Source organism: Leptolyngbya sp. NK1-12, assembly GCF_032598965.1.
In the GTDB taxonomy this organism is placed as follows: Bacteria; Cyanobacteriota; Cyanobacteriia; order Elainellales; family Elainellaceae; genus Elainella.
The window spans coordinates 4363146-4385110 of record NZ_CP053586.1 but is presented as its reverse complement, the minus strand read 5'-3'; the positions used below and the strand labels follow the sequence as shown (position 1 = coordinate 4385110).

Below are 21965 nucleotides of genomic sequence, written 5' to 3'. Positions count from 1 at the left end.
TTTCTGGCATCAACTATTCAGAATCATCTGGATAAAAACTGCAATTTACTAAATTTAATTGATCAGAATCACGATTTGAAAATTCTATATCTAGCAGCTTCCCGAAAAATAAACTTCAGTAAGGCTCTACCTGTGGGGTTCGTTCCAGGCTGTAATTCCTAGAAACACAGTTGAGGAGTTGGAAAGCTCTCTTTGTCTGACCTGGAGGGTTACTATTTTTTCTGTAACGGTGCAATAATGAATCTGAGAACTGTTTTTTAAACAAAAACTTTGACTCTCTAGCTCAATTATTGGAATAGATTGCATCAATTCAACTTACCCTTGCTCGCATTTTGAGGAGAGAAACCGATATGGAGACGTTGGCCTATCTTCAGTTAGCTCAGAATTACGAAGATTTCGAGTCATCAAGCTCAAACTTTGAGGTGAAGGATGTAAAACTCTCTGGAAAAGCAGCGGCTAGCGTCGTTGGAATTACAGGCGCGGTTTTAGTGGGTGGAGTATTAGCTGCCGACCCGGCCTCCGCTACTGGCTCTTCCTCAGTTTCCTCTAACTGCTGTATTCCAGTTGTAGTGCGCCCTGTGTCCTCCGTTTGCTGTCAACCGGCTGTTTCTCGCCCGATTGTGGTGCGTCCAGTCGTAGTGCGGCCGATTGTGGTGCGTCCGGTCGTCGTGAAACCAGTAGTGTCGTCCTCAATCTGCTGTCGCCCGATCTCCCGCCCGATTCATCCTCCTTCAAACTGCCACCCATCCTGTTCTGGTTCGCAATCCGATTCTGCCGGCAGCTCCGATTCCGACTACTACAGCCAAGACTACTCCGATCACTACAGTCAGGGTTACTCGAACCACTACGGCAACGATTACTCCAACTACTACAGCTACAGCTATGGGCAAGACTATTCTCAGAATCCGTGCAACTGCTCTGCTGGCTCTGATCATGCTGGTGTTGGTCAAGTTTCCTACTATCCGACTAACAACGCAAACCATTTAGGGACTATGGGTGAAGTAGTGTTGCCGCAACAGGCGCACTTTAATGCAGGTATTGCACCCAGTGCGGGCAGTGGCCTCTACAGCTACCAAGCTGAAGCAGCTGCAATGGCTTATTGAAACATCAGTTAAAACCCCAATAGTTCACTGATGAAGCAGTAATGGAATTCAGTTAAATAACCTGAGATTTGCTGACTAAGCAGCTAACTATTGCAGGTTGACGTGAAAAAAACAGCAAACATGATCAGAGATTGTTCGAGGAGTTAGCAAGCAAGAACAGCCTCCCTATGTAAGTTGGATTGAAGCTTCGAATTGGGAAATGCGTAGTGGTGAGAACGCTCTGTATAGAGAGTGTTCTCTCCTTTTGCTGTGGAAATCTTCGAGCCTTAAGTAATTTTCAATACTTGAAGTTTTCTTGCATAGATTACTCAAAATAGTTATGTAAGAACGTTGATATACAAAATTCAATTGTTGCTAAATTATTAATTTTTGAAATTCCATATCTAGAGTTCTCTAGTGAGAGAATATTCTAAAAACTCTACTTTTAGTGATCCTGTAACTTATCAAACAGCTTCAGATCAGTGTTGAAGAGCTGAAAAACACCTCGCGCTTGATGTGAGGGGGTTATTATTTTCTCTGTATCGATGTAAAAATGAGGGCTAAGGGTCAATTTTTGATTTCAAGAGTTGGCTCTAACTCAATCGATTCAGTCGATTAAATCAACCTCTCTCACAGTTTGAGGAGCAGAATTTTATGGAAACAGTTGCTTATTTTCAACTGGCTCAAAATTACGAAACTTCTGAATTATCAGACTTGGAACTGAACCCTAGTGAAAACCTGAAGTTATCTGGGAAAACAGCGGCTAGTGTGCTTGGAATTACAGGTACGGTTCTAGCCGGTGGTGTGCTGGCGACTTCTCCAGCTTCTGCCTATGGCTCCTATGGCTCCTATGGCTATCACGGCTGCTGTCGTCCGGTTTATTATCAGCCGGTCGTTTATCGTCCGGTCTACTATCGTCCAAGCTGCTGTTACTATCCGCAGTATCATTCCAAGCCTAGCCACCATTACCCCCACTACTACAGCCAGGACTATTCCCACGACTATTCCTACGACAAGCATTACGACAAGCATTACGACAAGCACGCTGACAATGGCTACCACAAAGACAATGATTACCACGAGATTGCATTTCATCCAGTGACTGACCCTAACCTGTTGAAGCTAGGCTCTTCGGGTGAAATTGTGGCTCTGCTGCAACAGGCGCTCCTAGATAACGGCTTTGATCCGGGGCCGGTGGATGGTCTGTTTGGCTATCAAACCAAATCAGCCGTGAAGGCCTATCAAGAGGCGAACGGTCTATTGGTTGATGGAATTGCGGGTGGTCAAACATTAGATAGCCTGGGACTGGCTGGCGCAGGTGCCTAATCATCCCAGGCTTGTGCAATGAGCCAATAGCGGAGACAACTAAAGGCTCTTGGTGAAGGGCGGCGTTGTTAAGTTACGGTATCAGCGGTAGTCAAATCAAAAGACTAGCGCTGGAGAGAGGGACGGCCATCCCGATCTCATCCGTCGCTTTAATGCAACGCCGCCTTATTTTATAAACCAATTCGCTGAAAACGACAGCGGAAACGGCAACTATTTTTCGTTATTAACAAATCTAATCAAAGCCTTAAGAAAACGATCGATCTGTCAGGTGAATAAATCAGGGTACCCTGGAGGAGTTGAGGAGTTGTTAACCAGTACAATTGTACCATAAGCAATTTTATGTTTCAACTGCAAGCTCTGATTTTTGATGTGGATGGCACCTTGGCAGAGACCGAGCGAGATGGTCATCGAGTTGCCTTTAACCAGGCATTTGCCGCTGCTGGCCTCGATTGGAACTGGACGCCGGAACGCTATGGCGAGCTGTTAGCTGTTACAGGTGGCAAAGAGCGGATTCGACATTTTTGGCAGCAGTATTTGCCAGAATTTGTGCCTCCTTTGTCTGCTGGCATGAGTGAGCAGGAGTGGATCGCGGGGCTACACAAGGCTAAAACCAACTATTATGTGCAGCTGCTACAGACCGGCGGTATTTCTCTACGTCCAGGTGTGCGGCGCTTGTTAACGGAAGCTCGAGCAGCAGGTCTGCGGCTAGCAATTGCGACAACCACTACCCCCGATAATGTCACGGCTTTACTGGAAGCAGCCCTGGGACCAGAGAGTCTAAGTTGGTTTGAACTGATTGCAGCGGGTGATATTGTGCCTGCCAAAAAGCCTGCTCCCGATATCTACCACTATGCCCTGAACGAAATGCAGCTCGATCCAGCCTACTGCTTGGCTTTTGAAGATTCCCAGGCGGGGTTAGAGTCGGCGCGTCAGGCGGGCCTAACAACGGTTGTCACCGTCAACGACTATACCCGTTCTCAAGATTTCTCCGGGGCTGCTATTGTGCTAGATCATTTGGGTGAACCGGATATGCCTTTTCAGGTGCTGCAAGGTGATGCTGAAGGCGCAACCTATTTCCAGGTTTCGTTAGCGGATGCTTTGCTGAAAGCGTCTCATCGAGTTTAGGTAGAATAACTGCTGTTGCTAGAGATCTGGGCTGAAATATGACTGTGCTGAAATAAAACAGGATTAAAAAAGATTTTTGCCATCTTCGGGTGTAAATCGTCTAAGCTATCTGACAGCCTTAAATTATTCAAGCGATTAAACCGTGCTAAAGCATTTTTCCCTGATTTCACTTGCCGTTTTGGGATTGTGGAGTGCTGCGCTGCCTGTGCAGGGGCAGGCGTTGATTCCCCATGTTTTGCAGTTAGACAGCGAACAACTGGAGCAGCAGGGGCTAATTCTGGCTCAAGAGGCCAGTCAGCTTGCGCAGTTTCAGCAATATCAGCTTGCTTTGACACGGGCGCAGTTGGCTTCCCAACTCATTCCCGACAATCCTCAGGTTTGGGGGTTGCTTGGCAGTTTGTATTTGCAGACCGAGCAGTTTCGTCCGGCGATTCAAGCCTTGCTGAAGGCCCGCTCACTAGATCAGGAAAATGCGGCGGTGCTGTTTGCCTTAGGTTCGGCCTACTTCCGTGAAGAAGACTACAACGCAGCGGTGCAGTATCTCAAGTCTGGGTTGAAAATTAAGCCAGATACACCAGGTGCTCTATTTGATCTGGGCAATGCTTACTATAAGCTGAATCGGTTTGATGATGCGATCGAGCAGTACAGAAAGGCGGTTAAAATCGACGAAAAGTTCTGGCCTGCTGTCAACAACATTGGCTTGATTCGCTACGAGCAGGGCAATACGGACGATGCGGTAGAACAGTGGCGGCAGGCGATTGCCATCGATGGCAATCAGCCAGAACCCAAACTGGCCCTAGCAATTGCTCTTTACGCAGAAGGCATGGAATCTGAAGCTCTGGAAATGGGTGAGGCCGCTCTCCGGCTTGATAGCCGCTACGCTGAAATTGAGTTCTTAGAGGAAAACCTCTGGGGAGAACGGCTGCTAACCGACGCCAAGCAGTTTTTTGCCCTGCCCAGAATTCGTGAAACGCTGGTGCAGATTAATCATGAGTCGGTGACGCAATGAAGCACGCTGGATCGAGGCTCTAAACAAGATCTAGACAAGATCTAGACAAAATGGTAGGGCGGCAAAGGCTCTCCCAGACTTAGTTCCCAGTGGAGCAGTTGGGTTTGCCAGAGGCTTAGGTCAGCTTGCAAATCGGATTCTGCCTGACGGGAACGCAGCACGTAGAACCGTTCGATGCCGTCATTAGTCTGGTTGCCCCGCACTGCGCCAGGATAGCGATCGCGAATCAAGCGGTTGAGCGATTCTAATTCTTGCTGCTGCTGCTGCTGCCATTGGGCTTGATCTTGATAGAGTTGCCGTTTGGCCAAAAAGTAATCTTTGCCGCTAATAGAACTGGCGATGGGTTGTTCTGGCAATGACAAGGGTACAGCCTTGAGGGTGTATTCGGCTTTGTCTTGAAGCTGGCGCAGTTTGTCGAGATAGGTTTGCTGGTGGGCACGTAAATGGTCGAGCAACCCTTGGCGAGAGATGAAGCAAGTGCCGAAGCGGAGCGGCAAAACCGCCGTTTGCTGAAACACTTCTTGAATTACCCGGTCATGAGATAACACTGCCTGCATCAACTGCCGGTCGCTCTGTTGTAATGTCTCAAACGCTAGATCCGGTTCTACTAGAGCGGCCAATTCGGCAAGGCTAACAAGCTCCAGCGGCCCCCAAATTCCTTCGGGCAGCTCTAAGGGGCGATCCCCATTCAACAGAAAGGCATAGGTATACATCGACCGCTAAAGTCCGTATAGGAAGACCTGTGACCCTCGTTAGAAATTGTTACATACTTCGCTAGTACAACTAGCAAGCTGGAGACAAAATCACAGTCAAAAAGAACAAAAAGAATAAAAAGCCCAGCCTGAGCTTGACTGGCAAAAGGCTGAGCAAGGCGAGTATTCAGGAGCACCAAACATTAAGCACCGAATTTTGGCTTAATATGAGTTTCAGTTGGCTCGGACTGGCAACCTAGCGCTGGCGGGCTGCTTCAGTGGCTTTAGCCGCATGGGCAATTTCAGCGAACTTGCCGTTGGTGTGGCCATTGCCATTGCGGGGCTGAATTACCCCATAGCCGCCATGATTGCGCTCGTAAATCACGTTAATTTCGCCGGTTTCCGCATTGCGGAACATATAGAAATCGTGATCAACCAGTTCTAGCTGCTCTAGCGCTTGCTCAACCGTCATGGGAGGCATAGCAAAATACTTCATCCGCACCACTTGTTCGGGCAGGCTAGGCGAGCGTTGATCGTTGATCAGGGATGGTGCAACGGGCTGTTGACTCAGGGCTTCGACGGTTTTTACCGGAGCATGTTTCTTCTCGTGGCGTTTCTCCTTGTATTTGCGCAGTTGACGGGCAATTTTATTGGCAACTAAATCAATGCTGGCATAGAGGTTTTCACTGCTTTCTTCAGCTCGCACAACGGTACCGTTGGCATAAATCGTGACCTCAGCCGTTTGTTTGGGATTAATCCGGGGATTACGAGCAACCGACAGGTGTACATCAACTTCCGTGGTTAGGGTTTGATAGTGACTGACCGCCTTTTCAATCTTTTGATGTACATACTCATGAATCGCATCGGTGATCTCAATGTTTTTGCCCTGGATAACAAGCTTCATAAAGCTTCCTCCCTTGTAGAGTTGGGTCATATCTACACCCTAGCACCTTGTATTCTGGACAACAGACTCGTTAAAGATCTTTTGCATCCGTTGATATTTCTTGATTAGAACTCTAATGTCGATGAAAAAGTTAGGTTATCCCACGCTTGATCCCGGCAATCCAGCGTCAGTCCTGTCTTCTAGGTTAGGTACAGTTTGCTATGTCTACTCGTCGCTGTTTGTTTTATCACTGCGGATTAGTGCCCTATGAAACGGCCTGGAACTGGCAGCAATCCTTTGTAGCCGAACGTCGCCAGACTGCTGACTTGGATGATGTACTGCTGCTATTAGAACATCCACCTGTTTACACGCTAGGGCAGGGTGCGAGTTTAGATTTCTTAAAATTTGATCTAGACAAAACGTTACATTTGCTCTACCGCACCGAGCGCGGCGGAGAAGTCACCTACCATTGTCCGGGGCAGCTAGTCGGCTATCCAATTCTGAATTTGCGTCACTACCGGCAAGATTTGCACTGGTACTTGCGGCAGCTCGAAGAAGTGCTAATTCGGGTTTTGGCCCTCTATGGGCTAACCGGTGAGCGAATTCCGGGTCTGACTGGCGTTTGGGTGAAAGGATGCAAGGTGGCGGCGATTGGCATCAAGGTCAGCCGTTGGATCACGATGCATGGCTTTGCGCTCAACGTTTGCCCTGATCTGAGCGGCTTCGAGCAAATTGTGCCCTGTGGCATTGCCGATAAACCAGTGGGTAGCCTAGCGCAGTTTGTGCCGGATGTTGACATCGATCAAGTACGCCAGCAGGTGGCAAGCTGTTTTGCTGAAGTGTTTCAGGTGGAGTTGGTTGAAGAATCTTTCGCGAGCGGAACGCTCGCACTCTAATTTATTGTTTAATTTGGTTGAATTACCCATAAGGTCAGCCTGCGACTGGCCTTATTGTTGATATAAGGTGATCGGGAATTTGGTTGAGTAACCCGCGAAGGTGAGTTTTGTCTGGGTAGACGCGGTTTCTAACTGCCAACCTGCTTAAACTGCTGCAACGCTTCGATGATTGTCACATTTGCCTTAGGAAAGGGAAATTGGTCCAACTCATCAAGATCAACCCAGCGTGCTTCGTCGCATTCAAGTGGTTGCGGCTCACCGGATATATGCCGACAGTGGTATACATTCAGCGTTACATGGAAGTGACTGTAAGCGTGGTCAATGGTAATCAAATGATCGCCAACTTCAATTTCAATCCCAAGTTCCTCTAGAATTTCTCGACGAATACATGCTTGTATAGTCTCATTTGCTTCAAGCTTACCACCTGGAAATTCCCACAGACCGCCTAGCAACCCATCCTGACGGCGGCGGTCGATCAAGATTTGTCCCTGGTCGTTCCAGATTACGGCTACGCCAATCTGCTTGTGGGGAATGGCAGTCCGGGTTTCGTTTACAGGCAGTTCGTTTTGCATATTGGTGCGATAGGCGTGACAGTATTGATTCCAAGGACAAAGTAAGCAGGCAGGCTGTTTGGGTGTACAGAGGGTGGCTCCCAAGTCCATCAGCGCTTGGTTAAAGTCGCGGGGATTGTCCAGATCGAGCAGTAGCTCCGAGGCTTGCCAAAGCAGGGAAGTGGCTCGGTTGGGGGGTATTTCCAGGGCCAGCAGTCGCGCTAATACTCGCTTTACGTTGCCGTCTAGGATCGGCGTAGGTTGGTTAAACGCAGCGCTAAGAATGCCGCCTGCGGTGGTTCGCCCGATTCCGGGCAAGGTGAGGACGGCCTCTAGACTGGTGGGAAACTGGCCACCCTGCTGCATTAGCTGCTGTGCTGCCTGATGCAAATTGCGAGCACGAGCATAGTAGCCCAAGCCCTGCCATGCCTTCAAGACCTGCTGCTGGTTCGCTGCGGCCAGAGCTGCAATCGTAGGAAACTGAGCCAACCAGCGTTCGTAGTAGGGAATCACGGTTTTTACCTGGGTCTGCTGGAGCATAATTTCCGAAACCCAGATGGCGTAGGGGTCTCTGGTTTGACGCCAGGGCAAGCTGCGGCCATGAACGGCATACCAGCACAGCAACAACTGGCGCAATTCCACCACGACTGGTGAATTCAGCAGCACCTGGTAGCGGGCTGCCTGCACTCCAGCTTGGTCAGGATGAAGCAACCAAACACCAGAACTGTCCTTTGCTCTGGTACTTACTTTTGTACTCTTGGGACTCTTGGGACTCAATGCTCTGGAGTTGCTGTGAATTGGATTTGCAGTCATTAAAAAAGGACCTGGCCATTATCGCGAAAATCTGCCAAGTCCTCAAGTTGCTAGCAATACAAATGCTACTCAGAACCTATTTTGTGAATCCATTTTGTGAATCCATTTTTAAATGCCTGTTCTTCGGAATCCGCTAGCGGCTCTATTCAGCTTCTGGGGCGCTTGCCTCGGTGGTTTGGAGGGCACGCTCGAACTGCATGCGTTGCTCTGCGTTGCGCAGGAAGTAGCCGCTCATCATTGCCGAAGCCAGCAGTCGTCCCATATGCTCGCGGCTCGTGGTAATCGTGATGTCAAAATGCTCAGAGGGTAGCCCACCCAGAAGTCCAATAATATTGCGTTCCATCACTTGCATTACTTCGCCCGATCCGGGTTTCGACAGTTGAGCCACGGTTTCTGGACTCATGGACTGAATATACTGCCAGAGTAAGTTGCTTGACTCACCACCAAAGTATTCAGAAATTTTATTCGTTGCGTTGTTCACGGTAGGAACCTCACTCGGACTGTGGCCTTTGGTTTATGAACTTAATGTAACAAAGGACAAAACCGAGTACAGATGGGCAGAACCGAACCTAGAAAGACGGATCTACGTAATGGGAGGAGGTAGGGGAGAGGAATCAGGCTTCCCAGAGCGTCAGCCGACGGGAGTCAGGAGTTAGAAGTCAGAAGAGAGTTGGTGATGGGCAGGTTGCACTCTGTTTGTGGGTTTGATTGAGTTCAAAGATTTAAAACAGAAATGGGAAGCATTGAACTTCCCATTCTAGTAGCTGATATTGAGTGGACCTGATCTGAACGATTGACTTCAGGAGAGAACCGTCGGTAAATTCGGTGCATCAACCGGGTTGGGTTCGGTGTCTGCTTCGACTCGGCAGAGTTTTGCGCCCAGTCCTTGCAGTTTACCTTCCAGGTTTTCATAGCCGCGATCGAGATGCTGCAAGCTTTGAATGGTTGTGACACCATCGGCGGCTAATCCGGCCAAAACTAGCGCTGCTGAGGCTCGTAGGTCTGTGGCAACTACTGGGGCACCGGATAGCATCGGTACACCCCGCACAATCGCAATGTTGTTTTTGACGGTGATATCGGCTCCCATGCGGTTCAGTTCGGCCACATGACGCAGGCGGTTCTCGAATACGGTTTCGCTAATTACGCTATTGCCTTCGCTCAGGGTCAATAGCGCCATAAACTGGGCCTGCATATCAGTGGGAAACCCTGGGAAGGGCATGGTTTTGATATCTGTAGCAACATGTCGCTGGCCGGGAATTAGCCGCAGGCGGTTGGGCGCATCGGCCACTACATCAGCTCCAATACTGCGCAGCTTGGCAATCACGGCTGTGAGGTGATCGGGAACTACAGGAGCCAAGCTAATCTCGGAGCGAGTAATCGCTCCTGCCACTAAGAAAGTACCAGCCTCGATCCGATCGGGGATAATGCTGTAGTCGGTAGAGTGCAGCCGCGGTACGCCAGAAATCACAATGGTGTTGGTGCCGGCCCCACGAATCCGAGCACCCATCGCCCGACAGAAGTTAGCCAGATCCACCACTTCCGGTTCCTGAGCGGCATTTTCGATAATTGTTTCCCCTTCGGCTAGAGTGGCAGCCATCATCAGGGTTTCGGTAGCGCCAACGCTGGGGCAGTCTAGGTAAATCCTGGCTCCCTGCAAGCGTTTCTTACCACCCTTCAGGTAGGCATGCACCGTGCCATGCTCGATCTGCACATCGGCTCCCATTGCCTGTAGGCCCCGCACATGCAGATCCACTGGCCTCGCCCCAATCGCACAACCGCCGGGTAGAGGAACGCGAGCCATTCCCAACCGAGCCAGCAGCGGACCGATGATAAAAAAGCTGGCCCGGAGCTGACTGACCAACTCATAAGGTGCTTTCGACTGCCCGATGTGGCTAGCATTGATCTCAAGCGTGTCTCCCTGCCGCTGAAGCTTGACGCCTAGGGCCGACAAAATCTCGCCCATGCGGGAGACATCCACCAAAGAAGGCACATTACGGATGTGGCAATCATCCGCACAGAGTAGCGCCCCAGCCATAATCACCAGAGCAGAATTCTTGGCTCCGCTAATTTTGACCTGTCCTCGTAGTGGCTGCCTACCCCAGATACGAAGCACTGTTTTGTCTTCCTCGGTCGGAGCGTAGGAACTTGAAATGCTGAGATGAGAAGTAATGGCTCTGTCCTCCAGAACTTAATCAATTTTGTTTGCAACCTTTCCTGCAAACTATGGCCTCAAAGCTGCAAAGCAAACAAATTTGGTACTGATTCTACCGGAAACGTCAAGAATGTCCAGAAGTCTCCTCAGTGGAGTGTATCGCCTTCTGGCGATTTTGCTGTCAAAAAATTCAAACAGGCGAAGAAATTTTTGCCGCTGGAACAGTTGACGAAATCCTTTGTTTACGGCATGATGGTAAATCGCAGTCTGAAATGCGCGCCGAGTGCTTTAAGGTTGCCAAGATTGAATTTATGAGCGGAACTGGCGGAATTGGTAGACGCGCTAGATTCAGGTTCTAGTGTCTGTTAAAGACTTCCGGGTTCAAGTCCCGGGTTCCGCATTAGCCAGACGAAACAGGTTTAGCCAGAGATTTAGCCAGACAAGATAGGCACAGTGTATGGTGTATCGAAATTTTCGGTTTTGCGGGCGTTCCTGAGTGAATCGCTCCTAGGCCGGGCTATCTGTTGGTTATAGGTTGTCATAGTTGGTTAAACCTAATTGAAACCTAATTGCTCTAGCCAACATGTAAAGCCAGCTTAAAATTTCTTATAGGTCGATGATTTTCTGTAACAAAGATTTAATCATTTGCTCAAACGATTTGCGGCATGAGGATTGGAATTCGTTATGAAACCAATCAATAACTCTCAACAGAATCAACTCAAGCTGCGGCCAAATGAGCAGTTCAGGGCAAATGGTAACTGAGTTGCTCCAGGGCAGAAACAACCAGAGTAAGGTAGGCTGAACTAGAAACCTATTGTCTTGATATTTGCTGTTCTGACGTTTGCTGTCCTGACCTTGGCTGACACTTCAGTTGGCTGCCGCAAAAGATTGACGCAAGCGGACTGGTTCAGATAATGGGTGTCCTTTAGTGTGAGGTTGAGCGTTTCATGCGAGTTCTGCTGCTCTATCCCTTATTTCCTAAGACTTTTTGGTCGTTTGAGAAGATTCTGGAGCTAATTGATCGCAAAGTACTGCTGCCTCCCCTGGGGTTGATTACGGCGGCGGCCATTTTCCCGGCGGAATGGGAATACAAGCTCGTCGATCACAATGTGCGCGAAGTCACGGAAGCCGAGTGGGAATGGGCCGATCTGGTAGTTTTGTCGGCCATGATCGTGCAGAAGCAAGATTTTCTAGAGCAGATCCAGATCGCGAAACGACGAGGTAAGCGAGTGGCTGTGGGTGGACCCTATCCCACCTCTGTGCCAGAAGATGCCCTCGCCGCCGGAGCAGATTATTTGATTCTAGATGAAGGCGAAATTACGATTCCGCTGTTTGTGGAGGCAGTGCAACGAGGTGAGACGCAGGGAGTTTTCCGCGCTCCGAATGGCGAAAGGCCGGATGTGACCACAACGCCGATTCCGCGCTATGACCTGCTAGAACTGGATGCCTACGATTCGATGTCGGTCCAGTTTTCGCGCGGCTGCCCATTTCAGTGTGAATTCTGCGACATTATTGTGCTCTATGGCCGCAAACCTCGCACCAAAACACCCGAACAGCTTCTGGCCGAACTTGATTTTCTCTATGAACTGGGCTGGCGACGGGCCGTGTTTATGGTGGACGACAACTTTATCGGCAATAAACGCAATGTGAAGCTGCTGCTGAAACAGCTAAAAGGTTGGATGGCCGAGCATCAGTATCCGTTTGCCTTTAATACCGAAGCCTCAGTAGATTTAGCTCAAGATCCAGAGCTGATCCAACTGATGGTAGAGTGCAACTTCAACGCCGTTTTCTTGGGAATTGAAACCCCTGATGCCGACAGCCTGGAGCTGACCAAGAAATTTCAAAACACACGCAGTTCGTTAGTCGAGGCAGTCCAAACTATCAACCGAGCGGGCCTACGCATCATGGCGGGCTTCATTATCGGCTTCGATGGTGAGAAAAAAGGCGCGGGCGATCGAATTATTGAGTTTGTTGAGCAAACGGCGATTCCGACAGCGGTGTTTGGCCTACTACAAGCCTTGCCGAATACAGCCTTGTGGCATCGGTTAGAAAAAGAAGGACGGCTCTATAACCACAAGAGTGACGGCAACCAGTTCGCGCTGATGAACTTTGTCCCGACTCGTCCAGTGGAAGAAATTGCCCGCGAGTATGTCCATGCTTTCTGCACCCTGTACGAACCATCCAAGTTTCTAGATCGGGTCTATCGGCACTTTTTGCACATGAAGCCGTCGCCCTGTAAGGCGCCATTCCGGATGCCAAGTTTAGTCGAGGTAAGAGCGCTGCTCACGATTATTTGGCGGCAGGGCATCAAGCGCAACACCCGCTGGCAGTTTTGGTGGCAACTTTTTAGCATTCTGCGGCAGAATCCCGGCATCGCGGACCACTATCTGATTGTCTGTGCCCATGCGGAGCACTTTATCGAGTATCGCCAGATCGTCCGCGACCAGATCGAAGCGCAGCTTGCCGAGTATCAGGCTGAACAGGCACAACGAGAAGCAGCCCAGGTGAAGTCGGTGGAAGTTGTCGCCAGTTAGAGGTCGGTTCGGCATCGGTTGGTAGAGGCAGTTCCAGAACTGCTCTTGTACCAAAAAAGCAAAAAGGCGGGTTTGATTTCAGTCTCAATACCCGCCGATCGAATTACATCAATCTCACTAAAATCTCACTGATGTGGACTAGATGATTTTGGCGGTTCGTAGGCCGAAGTATAGGCCCATTGCCAGACCAAATGCGGTACCCAGCAGAATAAAGTAAGTAATCACTCCACCCATTCCGGTTGCTCTCCGTTTGCTCCAAGTTGTCTACACCGATCATTGAACCATTCAGGTGGCGCACTGCTCAACTGTTGGACTCTCGATTTGACTCTCGATCCGTCTCACAGTTCACTAAAGAGGCCAGGTAGCCCCGCGGCGTGATCATCCAATCGGCAAAGGTGCGCGTGCTTTGGTTGCCAATTAACACAACCGTCAGCATGTCAATCGGGTGCGCTAGCATCTGGTCTAAGGTCGTGAGCGTCACCTGCTGATCGGGACGATAGACTGAGCGGACAATCGCCACCGGCGTCTGGGCAGCGCGGTGGGCAAGAAAAATCTGCTGTGCGGTTTCAATCTGCTGCGTCCGGGTTTGGGATTTGGGATTGTAGAGCGCCGTAACAAAATCAGCTTGGGCCGCGGCGGAGAGTCGTGTTTCGATCACAGTCCAAGGCGTAAGTAAATCGCTGAGGCTGATGGCGCAAAAATCATGCATCAGGGGTGCACCAACTTGGGCCGCGGCGGCCTGCAGAGCGGTGATGCCGGGAAATACCTCTACTGCTGGCGTTTTGCCATCCCAGCCGGAATGCTGAAGCTGCTCCATCACCAGTCCAGCCATGCCGTAAATGCCGCAGTCACCAGAGGAAATCACCGCGACCGTCAGTCCCCAGTTCGCCAGTTCGATGGCGCGTTCGGCCCGCTGGCGTTCTTGAGTAATAGGCAGGGCTTCGACGATCTGGCCGGGTCGCAGCAAAGCCTGAATCAAATCCACATACAGCCTGTACCCAATCACGGCATCGGCATGAGTAATGGCGGTTTGAGCCGCGGGCGTGATCTGATTGAGCTGGCCAGGGCCTATTCCGACTAACCAGAGCTGGCCTCGGCGTCCGGTATATTCCTGGTCGGCTTGGGCGATCGCAATTGTCACGGCTCCCGGCTGATCGGGCTGGCGAATAATTTGTTTGCGGACACGGAGTAAGGAAGCATCCGAGGAGGGACTGGCCGCTAAGATTGCGGCAGCTTCGGCTACGCTGGGTGTGCCAACTTCGGCTTCCACGACAGCAGAGGGCGTCGGTACAGAAACTTGCCGCAGTTGCTCAGCCGAGAAACAGCGGAGCGGCCACTGGCGGCCCTGACAGAGTTCCACTAACCCAATTTCATTTGCTTTCAGGTCAATGGTGGCAACGCCAGCAATCGCCGCCTCGGCCAAATGATGAGCGCGACACACCGATTGAACCGCCGTTTCGATCAAGGCTCTGGAGGTGCCTCGTTCGCAGCCAATCCCAACCCACAGCACTCTGGGATGCCACTGCACTTTAGGAAAATCGGCCTCAAGCGAAAAGCTGCGCTGCATCGGGCTGATCCAGATGCGTGCTCTGGGAGAGGGAGTAGGTGGTGAGCCGGCTGGAGCAGGCACTTCTGGAAAGCCGAACTGAAAGGAATGCTCAGCGGGTAAATGGTTTTGCCAGAGCGTGGAGCCAGCTTCTTGGATTACCTGTACCGGTTCTTGGCGAGCAATGGCGCTGCTCACGGCTGTCCAATCGCCGGAACCCGGCTGCCAACCAAACGGTTTACCCAAACGATCGATAGCGGGTAGAGCCAGCCCGTTAGCGGCTCCGGTCAAAACCGGCGTGGCGTGGAGCTGGCGGGCTACCGCTTGTGCTAGGGCATCGGCTCCAGCTTGGTGTCCCCCACAGAGGCTGATCACAAACTGACCGTTGGTATCTACAACCACCACGGCTGGATCGGTGGCCTTATGCTGCAACAACGGCGAAATTAACCGCACTACCGCGCCGGTTGCCAGACAAAAAATCAAACCTCGATGAGCTGGCCACTGCTGGGTCAGATGTTCTCGCAACAAATCTGAACCTACCTGAAGCGAAGGAATGGGCAGTTTCGCCTGCTGAATTTGCTCACCAATCGGGGCTGGGACCCAGAGCGAAACGGCAGCAGTTTCCCAGAGCGGCTGGAGGCGCTGCACGCCGGTGAAGGTGGTGGTAAGGGCTAGCAGCGGCTGAAAATCGTGGAATAGCAAGGTGAAACGATCCATTCAAGCGACTTATTGAGCTTATAGCATTTTGGCTGGGTGCCGCCTTTTCCGTATCGGTCCGACATACGCTAGGCTAAAGACAAGCCCAATGCACGGAATTCTGTACTTTCGACATGCATTTTGAACAGGTAAACCTGTGCAGAATCAAGGCTGAATCCTGATGTGCTGAATCACGATGTGTGAACACGAGGACGTAAGATGAGTCAGACTGTTACCCCTCCTACCAATCCCCCTGCCGCTAGTCGGCCTCCAGCAACCCAGCCAGCCGCGATTTCAGCCGAGACTACTAGTTTTAACGACTTTGTCCAAGAAACGCTGGCCCTAACTCGTCGCCTATTCATTCAGCTGCAGCGCCGTCCCTCTACGTTGATTGCCGGAATTATTCAGCCGGTAATGTGGCTGGTGCTGTTTGGAGCGCTGTTTCAGAATGTGCCGCAAGGTTTATTTGGCGGCAGTCAGAACTACGGTCAGTTTTTGGCGGCGGGCGTGATTGTCTTCACCGCCTTTGGAGGTGCCCTGAATGCTGGGCTGCCGGTGATGTTTGATCGCGAGTTTGGCTTCCTGAATCGGTTGCTGGTAGCACCACTGGCCTCGCGCTTTTCGATCGTGCTGGCCTCGGCCATTTTTATCGCCACCATGAGCCTGGTGCAGACGGCAGTGATTTTGGGCATGAGCGCGTTTCTGGGCGCTGGGTTACCAGGATTAGGCGGTTTGGGCTTGGTGGTGCTGATTGTGCTGATGCTGGTACTGGGTGTGACGGCCCTTAGCTTAGGATTGGCCTTTGCCCTGCCGGGGCATATCGAGCTAATTGCTGTGATTTTTGTCACCAACTTGCCGTTGTTGTTTGCCAGCACAGCTCTGGCACCGTTGTCCTTTATGCCCAAGTGGTTGCAGGTGGTAGCTAGCTTGAACCCCCTCAGCTACGCGATCGAGCCGATTCGCTATATCTACACCCATAGCAGCTGGGATTGGCACAGTGTGGTGATGCAGGCTCCGTTTGCCACGATTAGTTTGGGAACGGCGCTACTGGTTTTGGCGGGATTCAGCCTCGTTGCTTTGCTGAGTATTCGACCATTGCTGCGGCGGTCGTTTGCCTGATTCTAGCTAGAGGCAACAGGTTGCAGGAATTTGGTTTACTCAAAGAAAAACCGAACAGGCCGCGTTCAAAAACCGAATTTGTCGTTAAACTTTGAGAGAAATTGGGAGCAATTCCCACTTGAGTTGCGTCCTAGCTGAACAGCATTGAGTTGTTGAAAATCGCTCTGTGAGGAGTTTCAGGCTAATGAGCAAGAATTTTCTACTTAAACAAATTTCTCAATTCACAATTGGACTGGTTGTGGCAGGAGCAGGGTTGAGCGCCGGGATTGGCGTTGCTTCGGCTCAGGGTGTGGATCCGCTCGATGCTAATCAAGCCCGAGATTCTGACCCCTTCTCGAACCGGGACAATGGCTATTCTCCCTTCTTCAACATGATGCACCGCATCCAGCTTGGCAATGTCCGCAGCATTTCCGAGTTTAGTAAAGACCAGCAGGAAAATCTTGGTACTGAGGCGGATGATTTCCGTACTCGGCAGCGCGAGTTGATGCAGCAGAACCAGCAATCACCGACCCCTGTGGAACCCAGTGCTGTACCCACTGAACCGCCCGTCGTGAACCCGTAGCTTAATCTGATTCGGGCTGCTCTATGGACACTGCTTTATGGACCATGACTCGCAAATTCAAGCCGTCTTAAGCTTTTGGTTTGGGGATCCGCCAGAGGCCGCTTCCTACGCGCAGCGCCGTAAGTTTTGGTTTGGCAAACAGCCGGAGTTGGATGCCGAGATTCGGCAGAAGTTTGCGGCGATCTATGAGCAGGCAGCCGCTGGAGCATTGGATGCTTGGCAACAGCTTCCGGCTGGCTGTCTGGCTTTGGTAATTGTGCTGGATCAGTTCTCCCGCAATATGTTTCGCGATACCCCCCAAGCCTTTGCTACTGATGCCAAAGCGCTGCAAATTGCCCAGCAGGCAGTCGCTCAGGGGTTCGATCAGCAGCTTGCTCCGATTCAGCGGATTTTTCTGTATTTGCCGTTTGAGCACAGCGAAAATCTAGCCGATCAGCATCAGTCGGTTGAGCTGACCCGCCAACTCAGTGCCGAGGTTCCTGAACTGGCCGATGTGTTTGATTACGCCGTGCGGCATCAGGATGTGATTGAACGGTTTGGGCGGTTTCCCCATCGCAATCGGATTTTGGGCCGGGAGAGCACTCCAGAAGAAATCGAATTTCTCAAGCAGCCCGGTTCTTCGTTCTAGAGGCCGAGCTAGAGGTTGCTGTTGGCTTCGGGTTGGGTAATCAGCGCTAGTTCGATCTGCTCTTCCGCAGGCTGGGATAGCTTCACCTGCAAACCGGCTCCAAAGAACTGATTCAGTTTTTCTTGCTTTTTCTGCCAGGTTTCCAGCAGAATCAGCGGCGAGTCAAACTCCAGGATCAGGGCATAGGCCCCATCGATGGCTTCTTCCCGGATACCAACCAGCACAGGCCGCTCCTCGTCTGTAGGGCTGAGACCGAGATATTCTAAAGAGCTGTCGAGATGGGCTGCCTGTCCGTAGCGATAGCGGGTTACGTCTTTGCGAATCTGAGTTTGGATGGGCGTGGCCTGTTGTTCGCGTAGGGCGATGACTTCAGCGGTAGGGGGTTGGGAATAGGGTACGGGCTTTAGCTCAGCCGACTTGAGGGCCAAGCCACCCAGCAACAGCGGAATTCCATAGAAGAAACCCACTAGGTTCAGGGTTGCGTTATCAGCCACATAGGCTGCTACCCCAATCACCGACAGAATGGCTCCGATCACTAAGCCCACCGATCCTAAGGAAATTTGACGTAACATGGTTCATGGATTGAATCGTCTAGTTAACAATTATTAACCATCTTGGTCTGCTCTGGTTGGCCTGCTTTGACAGAACAGCCAGAACAGCGATTGTAGTCGTCAGGATTGGTAGATAATCCACCTGTTCAGGAGTTGTTATGACAGATACTCAGCCCGATATTGAGTCTTTGCGTACCCGGTTCCAGTTGATTGAAAGCAAACGCGAGTCCTTGATTCGCCTACTGGAACAGCCCAACCTCGGTACCCTCCGGATTGATGTCAATCAAGCATTGGAAGAAATTGATGAGTTAATCGAAGAGTTTAAACGCACCTTTCCGGATGGTTAGAAGTCAGGAGCCAGGAGCCAGGATTTGTGGGGCTACCAAGGACCTGTAACGAATGACAAGACGAATGACAATCAGTCGGTAAAGTAATCTGTGAGGCTGTATTAGACCGGCAGCAATCTGCTATTGGTAGAGAAGTAGGCTGTCGATTCTTTGACCTTCATCGTTTGACTGTCGGGGACCCCAGCCCCGTCTATTTTTGGCAGAACACTAGTTGACAAAACCGATTTATGGCAAACACCTATACCGTTGAAATTCACCATCGAGGTGATGTTCACACTCTGACTGTTCCTGAAAATGAAACCATTCTGTCTGCGGCTCAGGCTGTTGGCTTGGACTTGCCCTTTTCTTGCAGTGCCGGAGTCTGTACCACTTGCGCCGCCCAAATTCTATCCGGCAGCGTGGACCAAAGCGATGGTATGGGAGTCAGCCCCGAACTACAAGCCCAAGGCTATGTGCTGCTGTGTGTGGCCTATCCCCGCTCCGATCTGAAAATTGAAACCGAGAAAGAAGATACGGTCTATCAGCTGCAATTTGGTCAGTTTCAGAAAAGCGGCAAATAGGTGGCAACTGGTAAATGAGCTAACAGTGGGCGATTAGGACGCAACTATGGTGACTCGTTTTCTATCGCTGGAGCTGGATTTGATTGCACCGGCTGAACTGCAGCGGTCGATTCTGGCCGAGTTGCGTCGCTATGGAGAACCGCTGCGGTGGGCGATCGTGGCCGTGGATGGCGAGCGAGCCAAAGCTCACATCGAAGCCGTGGTGACGTGTGAATCCACGTTTTTACTACCAACCGATGCCGTAACCCTGGTTTAAGGGATTTCTGCTGTTAAATCTGCCGAGGTTGAATGTGCCTGCTTCCTTGAATCATCGTCCCTACACAGCGGTGCTGCTTGTCCCTACTGGCGTTGGAGCCGCCATTGGTGGCTATGCGGGGGATGCGTTGCCGGTGGCGCGGGCACTGGCTCAGGTGGTGGATCGGCTGATTACCCATCCCAATGTCCTAAACGGAGCACAGCTCTACTGGCCGTTACCCAACGCCCTTTATGTGGAAGGCTACGGCCTCGATCAGTTTGCGGCAGGGGAATGGGGGCTGCGTCCGGTGCATCAAAACCGGATCGGATTAGTGCTCGATCAGGCAATTGAACCGGAACTGCGGGTGCGTCATCTGCAGGTCGCGGATGCGGCACAGGCTACGCTGGGCCTCAGCTTAACCGACTACGTGGTGACGGATGCTCCGCTGGGGGTGGAATTGAGAACAGCCGCCTCTGGAGCCACCTGGGGAACGATTCACCAGCCAGCCAGTCTACTGCGAGCAGTGGAAAAGCTGAAAGATGCCAGAGCGGAAGCAATTGCGGTGGTGGCTCGCTTTCCTGATGATTCAGGTACCGAAGCGCTGCAACTCTACCGACATGGCAAGGGCGTTGATCCACTCGCTGGAGCCGAAGCTGTGATTAGCCATTTGGTGGTCCGCACCTTCCAATTACCCTGTGCCCACGCGCCTGCCCTGTCGCCCCTGCCCCTTGATCCGTCCTTGTCGCCTCGATCAGCGGCGGAAGAATTGGGCTACACCTTTCTCCCCTGTGTGTTGGTGGGATTGAGTCGGGCACCGCAGTTGATCGACCAGCGAACGTCACCGCAGGCGCAGGATATCTGGGCTGATCAGGTAGATGCCTTGATCGTGCCGGAAACGGCCTGTGGCGGTAGTGCTGTGCTCAGTTTCAGTCAATCGGCTACGAAAATTATCACGGTAAAAGACAATTCGACTCGCCTCAAGGTGACTGCCGAGGCACTAGGGATTCAGTCACTGACGGTCCAGTCCTATCTAGAAGCGGTTGGAGTTGTGGCGGCCCATCGAGCTGGTGTGCATCCTGCCGCTTTGTCAGCCAATTTGCCTGCAATTCAACCATTGGGGCAATCGAGGCAGCAATCGAGTTAAATTCTGGTCGAGTTGCGGAATGGTCACTAACTTTTGGCAGGGTTGGTTGGTTTGATTCGGATCTCGGCAAATGCTAGCCTTAAACCAATCCAGCTTGACACGAAATTGCCTGGAATTTAGGGCGAATTCGATTGCCAGTTCAAGCGTCTTAACTTTATTTCCTGCGCTGTGTCTGACCCCAGTTCTCCGAAACCGAATGTAGAACCCCTGAGCCGCGTTCAAGTCTTGATTGCAATGGGGGTAACGGCAGTGGTGCTGCTGCTGTTTGCGCGTCTGTGGCTATTTTTTGATACGTCTGCGGTGCTATTGCCCCTCCAATGGTCTGGCTTAGCTTTGCTGGTGGGCATTGGTACCGGCCTGGGAATTACGGCAGCTAGCGCCTTGATGTACCGGATTTGGGAGGCTTACCGCAAAAGCGCCGACTATTATCTGGAGCTGGTCATTCGACCTTTAGCATTGCCGGATTTGATTTGGCTGGGGTTGCTGCCTGGTATGAGCGAAGAGCTGCTGTTTCGCGGTGTGATGTTGCCGGCGTTAGGCTTGACCTGGTTTGGCTTAATTCTCTCCAGCCTGTGTTTTGGCATTCTGCACTTTAGCGGCAGCCAACAGTGGCCCTATGTGGTGTGGGCAACGGTGATCGGAGTTGTGCTGGGGTTGAGTGCCCTGCTGTCGGGCAATTTGCTCGTGCCAATTGTGGCCCACATCACGACCAATCTGATTTCGAGCTGCGTGTGGAAGCTGCGGAATGAATAGTTGCCTCAGTAGGTGGTCCAGCAGTAGGTCCAACAGTAGGTGCAGTACAGCGACATTGCCAAAGCTCATCAACCGTGACAAACTGATAGCCCTCGTCTAAGAGGCGTGGAATGATTTCAGCCGCAATCTGGGCCACGTCTTCACCGCCGCAGTAGCCATCATGCAGGACGATAATTGAGCCGGCTTGAGTCTGATTTAGAACCCGCTCCGCTGCCACGGCTACTCCTGGCCTGACCCAGTCTTCCGGCACCACGCTCCACATGACTGGACGGTATTGCCACTGCTCTAACCAACGCAGAATTTGCGGTGTAAAAAAGCCGTTAGGCGGGCGGACATCGCGAATCTGCTGCTGCACTGCGGCCAAGTCGAGCTGGCAAGCATTGGCAATGGCGGTTTGGGTCTGAAGTAGACTTTGCTGTAGTTCTTGAGGCGATAGCAACGTAAACGAACGATGGTGATAGCCATGCAGGCCAATCCAGTGACCGCGCTGCCAAATTGCTTGCGCCACTTCGGGCGATCGATCCACGCAAACTCCCAACCAAAAAAAGCTGGCTTGAATCTGATAGTGATCCAATACCTCTAGCAGATAGGGCGTATGCAGCGGATGCGGACCGTCATCAAACGTCAGAGCAATCGTTTTCGTGGCGGCAGCACCGGCCCAGAGGCATTGGGGAAACGCCGGTTTGAGTAATTTGTGAATTAGCGGATAGAGGGGAGCAAATTGCATGAATCAATTAAAGGCAAAAGCGCTGACAGGGACT

At 51.5% G+C, this 21965-nt stretch carries 23 protein-coding genes and 1 tRNA gene; 15 read left to right on the top strand and 9 right to left on the bottom strand.

Features of this window, described 5'->3' with window-relative positions; translation table 11 throughout:
* The first annotated feature begins 350 nt into the window (after nucleotides 1-350).
* The 4 genes from HJG54_RS18695 to HJG54_RS18680 all read left to right on the top strand — a co-directional run bounded on the left by HJG54_RS18695 (nucleotide 351) and on the right by HJG54_RS18680 (nucleotide 4542).
* A complete protein-coding gene (locus tag HJG54_RS18695) occupies nucleotides 351-1103 on the top strand; it encodes a hypothetical protein (RefSeq protein ID WP_316430586.1) in 753 nt (250 codons plus the stop codon).
* Nucleotides 1104-1736: 633 nt separating this feature from the next.
* A complete protein-coding gene (locus HJG54_RS18690) occupies nucleotides 1737-2408 on the top strand; it encodes a peptidoglycan-binding protein (RefSeq protein WP_316430585.1) in 672 nt (223 codons plus the stop codon).
* A 339-nt stretch (nucleotides 2409-2747) separates the two neighbouring features.
* Complete coding sequence (locus HJG54_RS18685) at nucleotides 2748-3533, top strand: HAD family hydrolase (RefSeq protein ID WP_316430584.1); 786 nt, start codon at nucleotides 2748-2750, stop codon at nucleotides 3531-3533.
* Between the two features lie 142 nt (nucleotides 3534-3675).
* The gene (locus tag HJG54_RS18680) at nucleotides 3676-4542 is read left to right on the top strand and encodes a tetratricopeptide repeat protein (RefSeq protein WP_035997416.1); all 867 of its coding nucleotides are present in this window, start codon (nucleotides 3676-3678) and stop codon (nucleotides 4540-4542) included.
* Between the two features lie 41 nt (nucleotides 4543-4583).
* Here HJG54_RS18680 and HJG54_RS18675 read toward each other — a convergent pair whose 3' ends face one another.
* Nucleotides 4584-5255, bottom strand: coding sequence for a GvpL/GvpF family gas vesicle protein (locus HJG54_RS18675; protein ID WP_316430582.1), 672 nt, complete (start codon nucleotides 5253-5255; stop codon nucleotides 4584-4586).
* Between the two features lie 235 nt (nucleotides 5256-5490).
* Nucleotides 5491-6138: a ribosome hibernation-promoting factor, HPF/YfiA family gene (gene hpf, locus HJG54_RS18670; RefSeq protein WP_035997412.1), complete on the bottom strand. Its 648-nt coding sequence runs from the start codon at nucleotides 6136-6138 to the stop codon at nucleotides 5491-5493.
* Between the two features lie 200 nt (nucleotides 6139-6338).
* On the opposite strand from hpf, the gene lipB reads away from it, so the two are divergent.
* Complete coding sequence (gene lipB, locus HJG54_RS18665; protein WP_316430581.1) at nucleotides 6339-7013, top strand: lipoyl(octanoyl) transferase LipB; 675 nt, start codon at nucleotides 6339-6341, stop codon at nucleotides 7011-7013.
* 128 nt (nucleotides 7014-7141) lie between these two features.
* On the opposite strand, the gene mutY is transcribed toward lipB, so the two are convergent.
* The 3 genes from mutY to murA all read right to left on the bottom strand — a co-directional run bounded on the left by mutY (nucleotide 7142) and on the right by murA (nucleotide 10490).
* Entirely contained in the window at nucleotides 7142-8377 is a 1236-nt protein-coding gene (gene mutY, locus HJG54_RS18660) for an A/G-specific adenine glycosylase (protein ID WP_316430580.1), read from the bottom strand.
* Between the two features lie 142 nt (nucleotides 8378-8519).
* On the bottom strand, nucleotides 8520-8858 hold the full coding sequence (locus tag HJG54_RS18655) for a DUF760 domain-containing protein (RefSeq protein WP_035997406.1): 339 nt from the start codon (nucleotides 8856-8858) through the stop codon (nucleotides 8520-8522).
* Nucleotides 8859-9176: 318 nt separating this feature from the next.
* Nucleotides 9177-10490: a UDP-N-acetylglucosamine 1-carboxyvinyltransferase gene (gene murA, locus HJG54_RS18650; RefSeq protein ID WP_316430577.1), complete on the bottom strand. Its 1314-nt coding sequence runs from the start codon at nucleotides 10488-10490 to the stop codon at nucleotides 9177-9179.
* 354 nt (nucleotides 10491-10844) lie between these two features.
* Here murA and HJG54_RS18645 point away from each other — a divergent pair.
* Both HJG54_RS18645 and HJG54_RS18640 read left to right on the top strand, forming a co-directional pair.
* Nucleotides 10845-10929: transfer RNA gene (locus HJG54_RS18645), tRNA-Leu, on the top strand.
* Between the two features lie 547 nt (nucleotides 10930-11476).
* Nucleotides 11477-13063 carry a B12-binding domain-containing radical SAM protein gene (locus tag HJG54_RS18640; protein WP_316430576.1) on the top strand — a complete coding sequence of 529 codons (1587 nt, stop codon included), beginning with the start codon at nucleotides 11477-11479 and terminating at the stop codon, nucleotides 13061-13063.
* A 138-nt stretch (nucleotides 13064-13201) separates the two neighbouring features.
* Here HJG54_RS18640 and HJG54_RS18635 read toward each other — a convergent pair whose 3' ends face one another.
* Both HJG54_RS18635 and cobJ read right to left on the bottom strand, forming a co-directional pair.
* Nucleotides 13202-13297, bottom strand: coding sequence for a cytochrome b6-f complex subunit PetL (locus tag HJG54_RS18635; protein WP_063834671.1), 96 nt, complete (start codon nucleotides 13295-13297; stop codon nucleotides 13202-13204).
* Nucleotides 13298-13364: 67 nt separating this feature from the next.
* The gene (gene cobJ / locus HJG54_RS18630) at nucleotides 13365-15326 is read right to left on the bottom strand and encodes a precorrin-3B C(17)-methyltransferase (protein WP_316430573.1); all 1962 of its coding nucleotides are present in this window, start codon (nucleotides 15324-15326) and stop codon (nucleotides 13365-13367) included.
* Between the two features lie 198 nt (nucleotides 15327-15524).
* On the opposite strand from cobJ, the gene HJG54_RS18625 reads away from it, so the two are divergent.
* From HJG54_RS18625 to HJG54_RS18615, 3 genes are all read left to right on the top strand, one after another.
* Entirely contained in the window at nucleotides 15525-16424 is a 900-nt protein-coding gene (locus tag HJG54_RS18625; protein WP_316430572.1) for an ABC transporter permease, read from the top strand.
* Nucleotides 16425-16608: 184 nt separating this feature from the next.
* Nucleotides 16609-16986 (top strand): hypothetical protein, encoded by a 378-nt coding sequence (locus tag HJG54_RS18620; RefSeq protein WP_316430571.1) that lies wholly within the window; start codon nucleotides 16609-16611, stop codon nucleotides 16984-16986.
* A gap of 37 nt (nucleotides 16987-17023) precedes the next feature.
* Nucleotides 17024-17614, top strand: a complete 591-nt coding sequence (locus HJG54_RS18615; protein ID WP_316430569.1) for a DUF924 family protein — start codon at nucleotides 17024-17026, stop codon at nucleotides 17612-17614.
* A gap of 8 nt (nucleotides 17615-17622) precedes the next feature.
* Here the strand turns inward: HJG54_RS18615 and HJG54_RS18610 are convergent, their stop codons facing one another.
* Nucleotides 17623-18186, bottom strand: a complete 564-nt coding sequence (locus tag HJG54_RS18610; RefSeq protein ID WP_316430567.1) for a DUF2854 domain-containing protein — start codon at nucleotides 18184-18186, stop codon at nucleotides 17623-17625.
* 137 nt (nucleotides 18187-18323) lie between these two features.
* Here HJG54_RS18610 and HJG54_RS18605 point away from each other — a divergent pair, with 137 nt between their 5' ends.
* The 5 genes from HJG54_RS18605 (at nucleotide 18324) to HJG54_RS18585 (ending at nucleotide 21204) form a co-directional block, all read left to right on the top strand.
* Entirely contained in the window at nucleotides 18324-18512 is a 189-nt protein-coding gene (locus HJG54_RS18605; protein ID WP_035997393.1) for a hypothetical protein, read from the top strand.
* Between the two features lie 227 nt (nucleotides 18513-18739).
* Nucleotides 18740-19072, top strand: coding sequence for a 2Fe-2S iron-sulfur cluster-binding protein (locus HJG54_RS18600; RefSeq protein ID WP_316430565.1), 333 nt, complete (start codon nucleotides 18740-18742; stop codon nucleotides 19070-19072).
* A gap of 46 nt (nucleotides 19073-19118) precedes the next feature.
* The gene (locus tag HJG54_RS18595; RefSeq protein WP_316430564.1) at nucleotides 19119-19328 is read left to right on the top strand and encodes a hypothetical protein; all 210 of its coding nucleotides are present in this window, start codon (nucleotides 19119-19121) and stop codon (nucleotides 19326-19328) included.
* Nucleotides 19329-19362: 34 nt separating this feature from the next.
* Nucleotides 19363-20451 (top strand): DUF3326 domain-containing protein, encoded by a 1089-nt coding sequence (locus HJG54_RS18590; RefSeq protein ID WP_316430562.1) that lies wholly within the window; start codon nucleotides 19363-19365, stop codon nucleotides 20449-20451.
* A 168-nt stretch (nucleotides 20452-20619) separates the two neighbouring features.
* Entirely contained in the window at nucleotides 20620-21204 is a 585-nt protein-coding gene (locus HJG54_RS18585) for a CPBP family intramembrane glutamic endopeptidase (protein ID WP_316430561.1), read from the top strand.
* Here HJG54_RS18585 and HJG54_RS18580 read toward each other — a convergent pair.
* The gene (locus tag HJG54_RS18580; protein ID WP_316430560.1) at nucleotides 21155-21931 is read right to left on the bottom strand and encodes a polysaccharide deacetylase family protein; all 777 of its coding nucleotides are present in this window, start codon (nucleotides 21929-21931) and stop codon (nucleotides 21155-21157) included. The genes HJG54_RS18585 and HJG54_RS18580 overlap by 50 nt on opposite strands.
* Nucleotides 21932-21965 lie beyond the last annotated feature (34 nt).

Bases quoted from the DNA above. Each gene is read 5' to 3' on its own strand.
- HJG54_RS18695 (WP_316430586.1), top strand. From the start codon at position 351: ATGGAGACGTTGGCCTATCTTCAGTTAGCTCAGAATTACGAAGATTTC.
- HJG54_RS18690 (WP_316430585.1), top strand. From the start codon at position 1,737: ATGGAAACAGTTGCTTATTTTCAACTGGCTCAAAATTACGAAACTTCT.
- HJG54_RS18685 (WP_316430584.1), top strand. From the start codon at position 2,748: ATGTTTCAACTGCAAGCTCTGATTTTTGATGTGGATGGCACCTTGGCA.
- HJG54_RS18675 (WP_316430582.1), bottom strand. From the start codon at position 5,255: ATGTATACCTATGCCTTTCTGTTGAATGGGGATCGCCCCTTAGAGCTG.
- hpf (WP_035997412.1), bottom strand. From the start codon at position 6,138: ATGAAGCTTGTTATCCAGGGCAAAAACATTGAGATCACCGATGCGATT.
- lipB (WP_316430581.1), top strand. From the start codon at position 6,339: ATGTCTACTCGTCGCTGTTTGTTTTATCACTGCGGATTAGTGCCCTAT.
- mutY (WP_316430580.1), bottom strand. From the start codon at position 8,377: ATGACTGCAAATCCAATTCACAGCAACTCCAGAGCATTGAGTCCCAAG.
- HJG54_RS18640 (WP_316430576.1), top strand. From the start codon at position 11,477: ATGCGAGTTCTGCTGCTCTATCCCTTATTTCCTAAGACTTTTTGGTCG.
- HJG54_RS18635 (WP_063834671.1), bottom strand. From the start codon at position 13,297: ATGGGTGGAGTGATTACTTACTTTATTCTGCTGGGTACCGCATTTGGT.
- cobJ (WP_316430573.1), bottom strand. From the start codon at position 15,326: ATGGATCGTTTCACCTTGCTATTCCACGATTTTCAGCCGCTGCTAGCC.
- HJG54_RS18625 (WP_316430572.1), top strand. From the start codon at position 15,525: ATGAGTCAGACTGTTACCCCTCCTACCAATCCCCCTGCCGCTAGTCGG.
- HJG54_RS18620 (WP_316430571.1), top strand. From the start codon at position 16,609: ATGAGCAAGAATTTTCTACTTAAACAAATTTCTCAATTCACAATTGGA.
- HJG54_RS18615 (WP_316430569.1), top strand. From the start codon at position 17,024: ATGGACCATGACTCGCAAATTCAAGCCGTCTTAAGCTTTTGGTTTGGG.
- HJG54_RS18610 (WP_316430567.1), bottom strand. From the start codon at position 18,186: ATGTTACGTCAAATTTCCTTAGGATCGGTGGGCTTAGTGATCGGAGCC.
- HJG54_RS18605 (WP_035997393.1), top strand. From the start codon at position 18,324: ATGACAGATACTCAGCCCGATATTGAGTCTTTGCGTACCCGGTTCCAG.
- HJG54_RS18600 (WP_316430565.1), top strand. From the start codon at position 18,740: ATGGCAAACACCTATACCGTTGAAATTCACCATCGAGGTGATGTTCAC.
- HJG54_RS18595 (WP_316430564.1), top strand. From the start codon at position 19,119: ATGGTGACTCGTTTTCTATCGCTGGAGCTGGATTTGATTGCACCGGCT.
- HJG54_RS18580 (WP_316430560.1), bottom strand. From the start codon at position 21,931: ATGCAATTTGCTCCCCTCTATCCGCTAATTCACAAATTACTCAAACCG.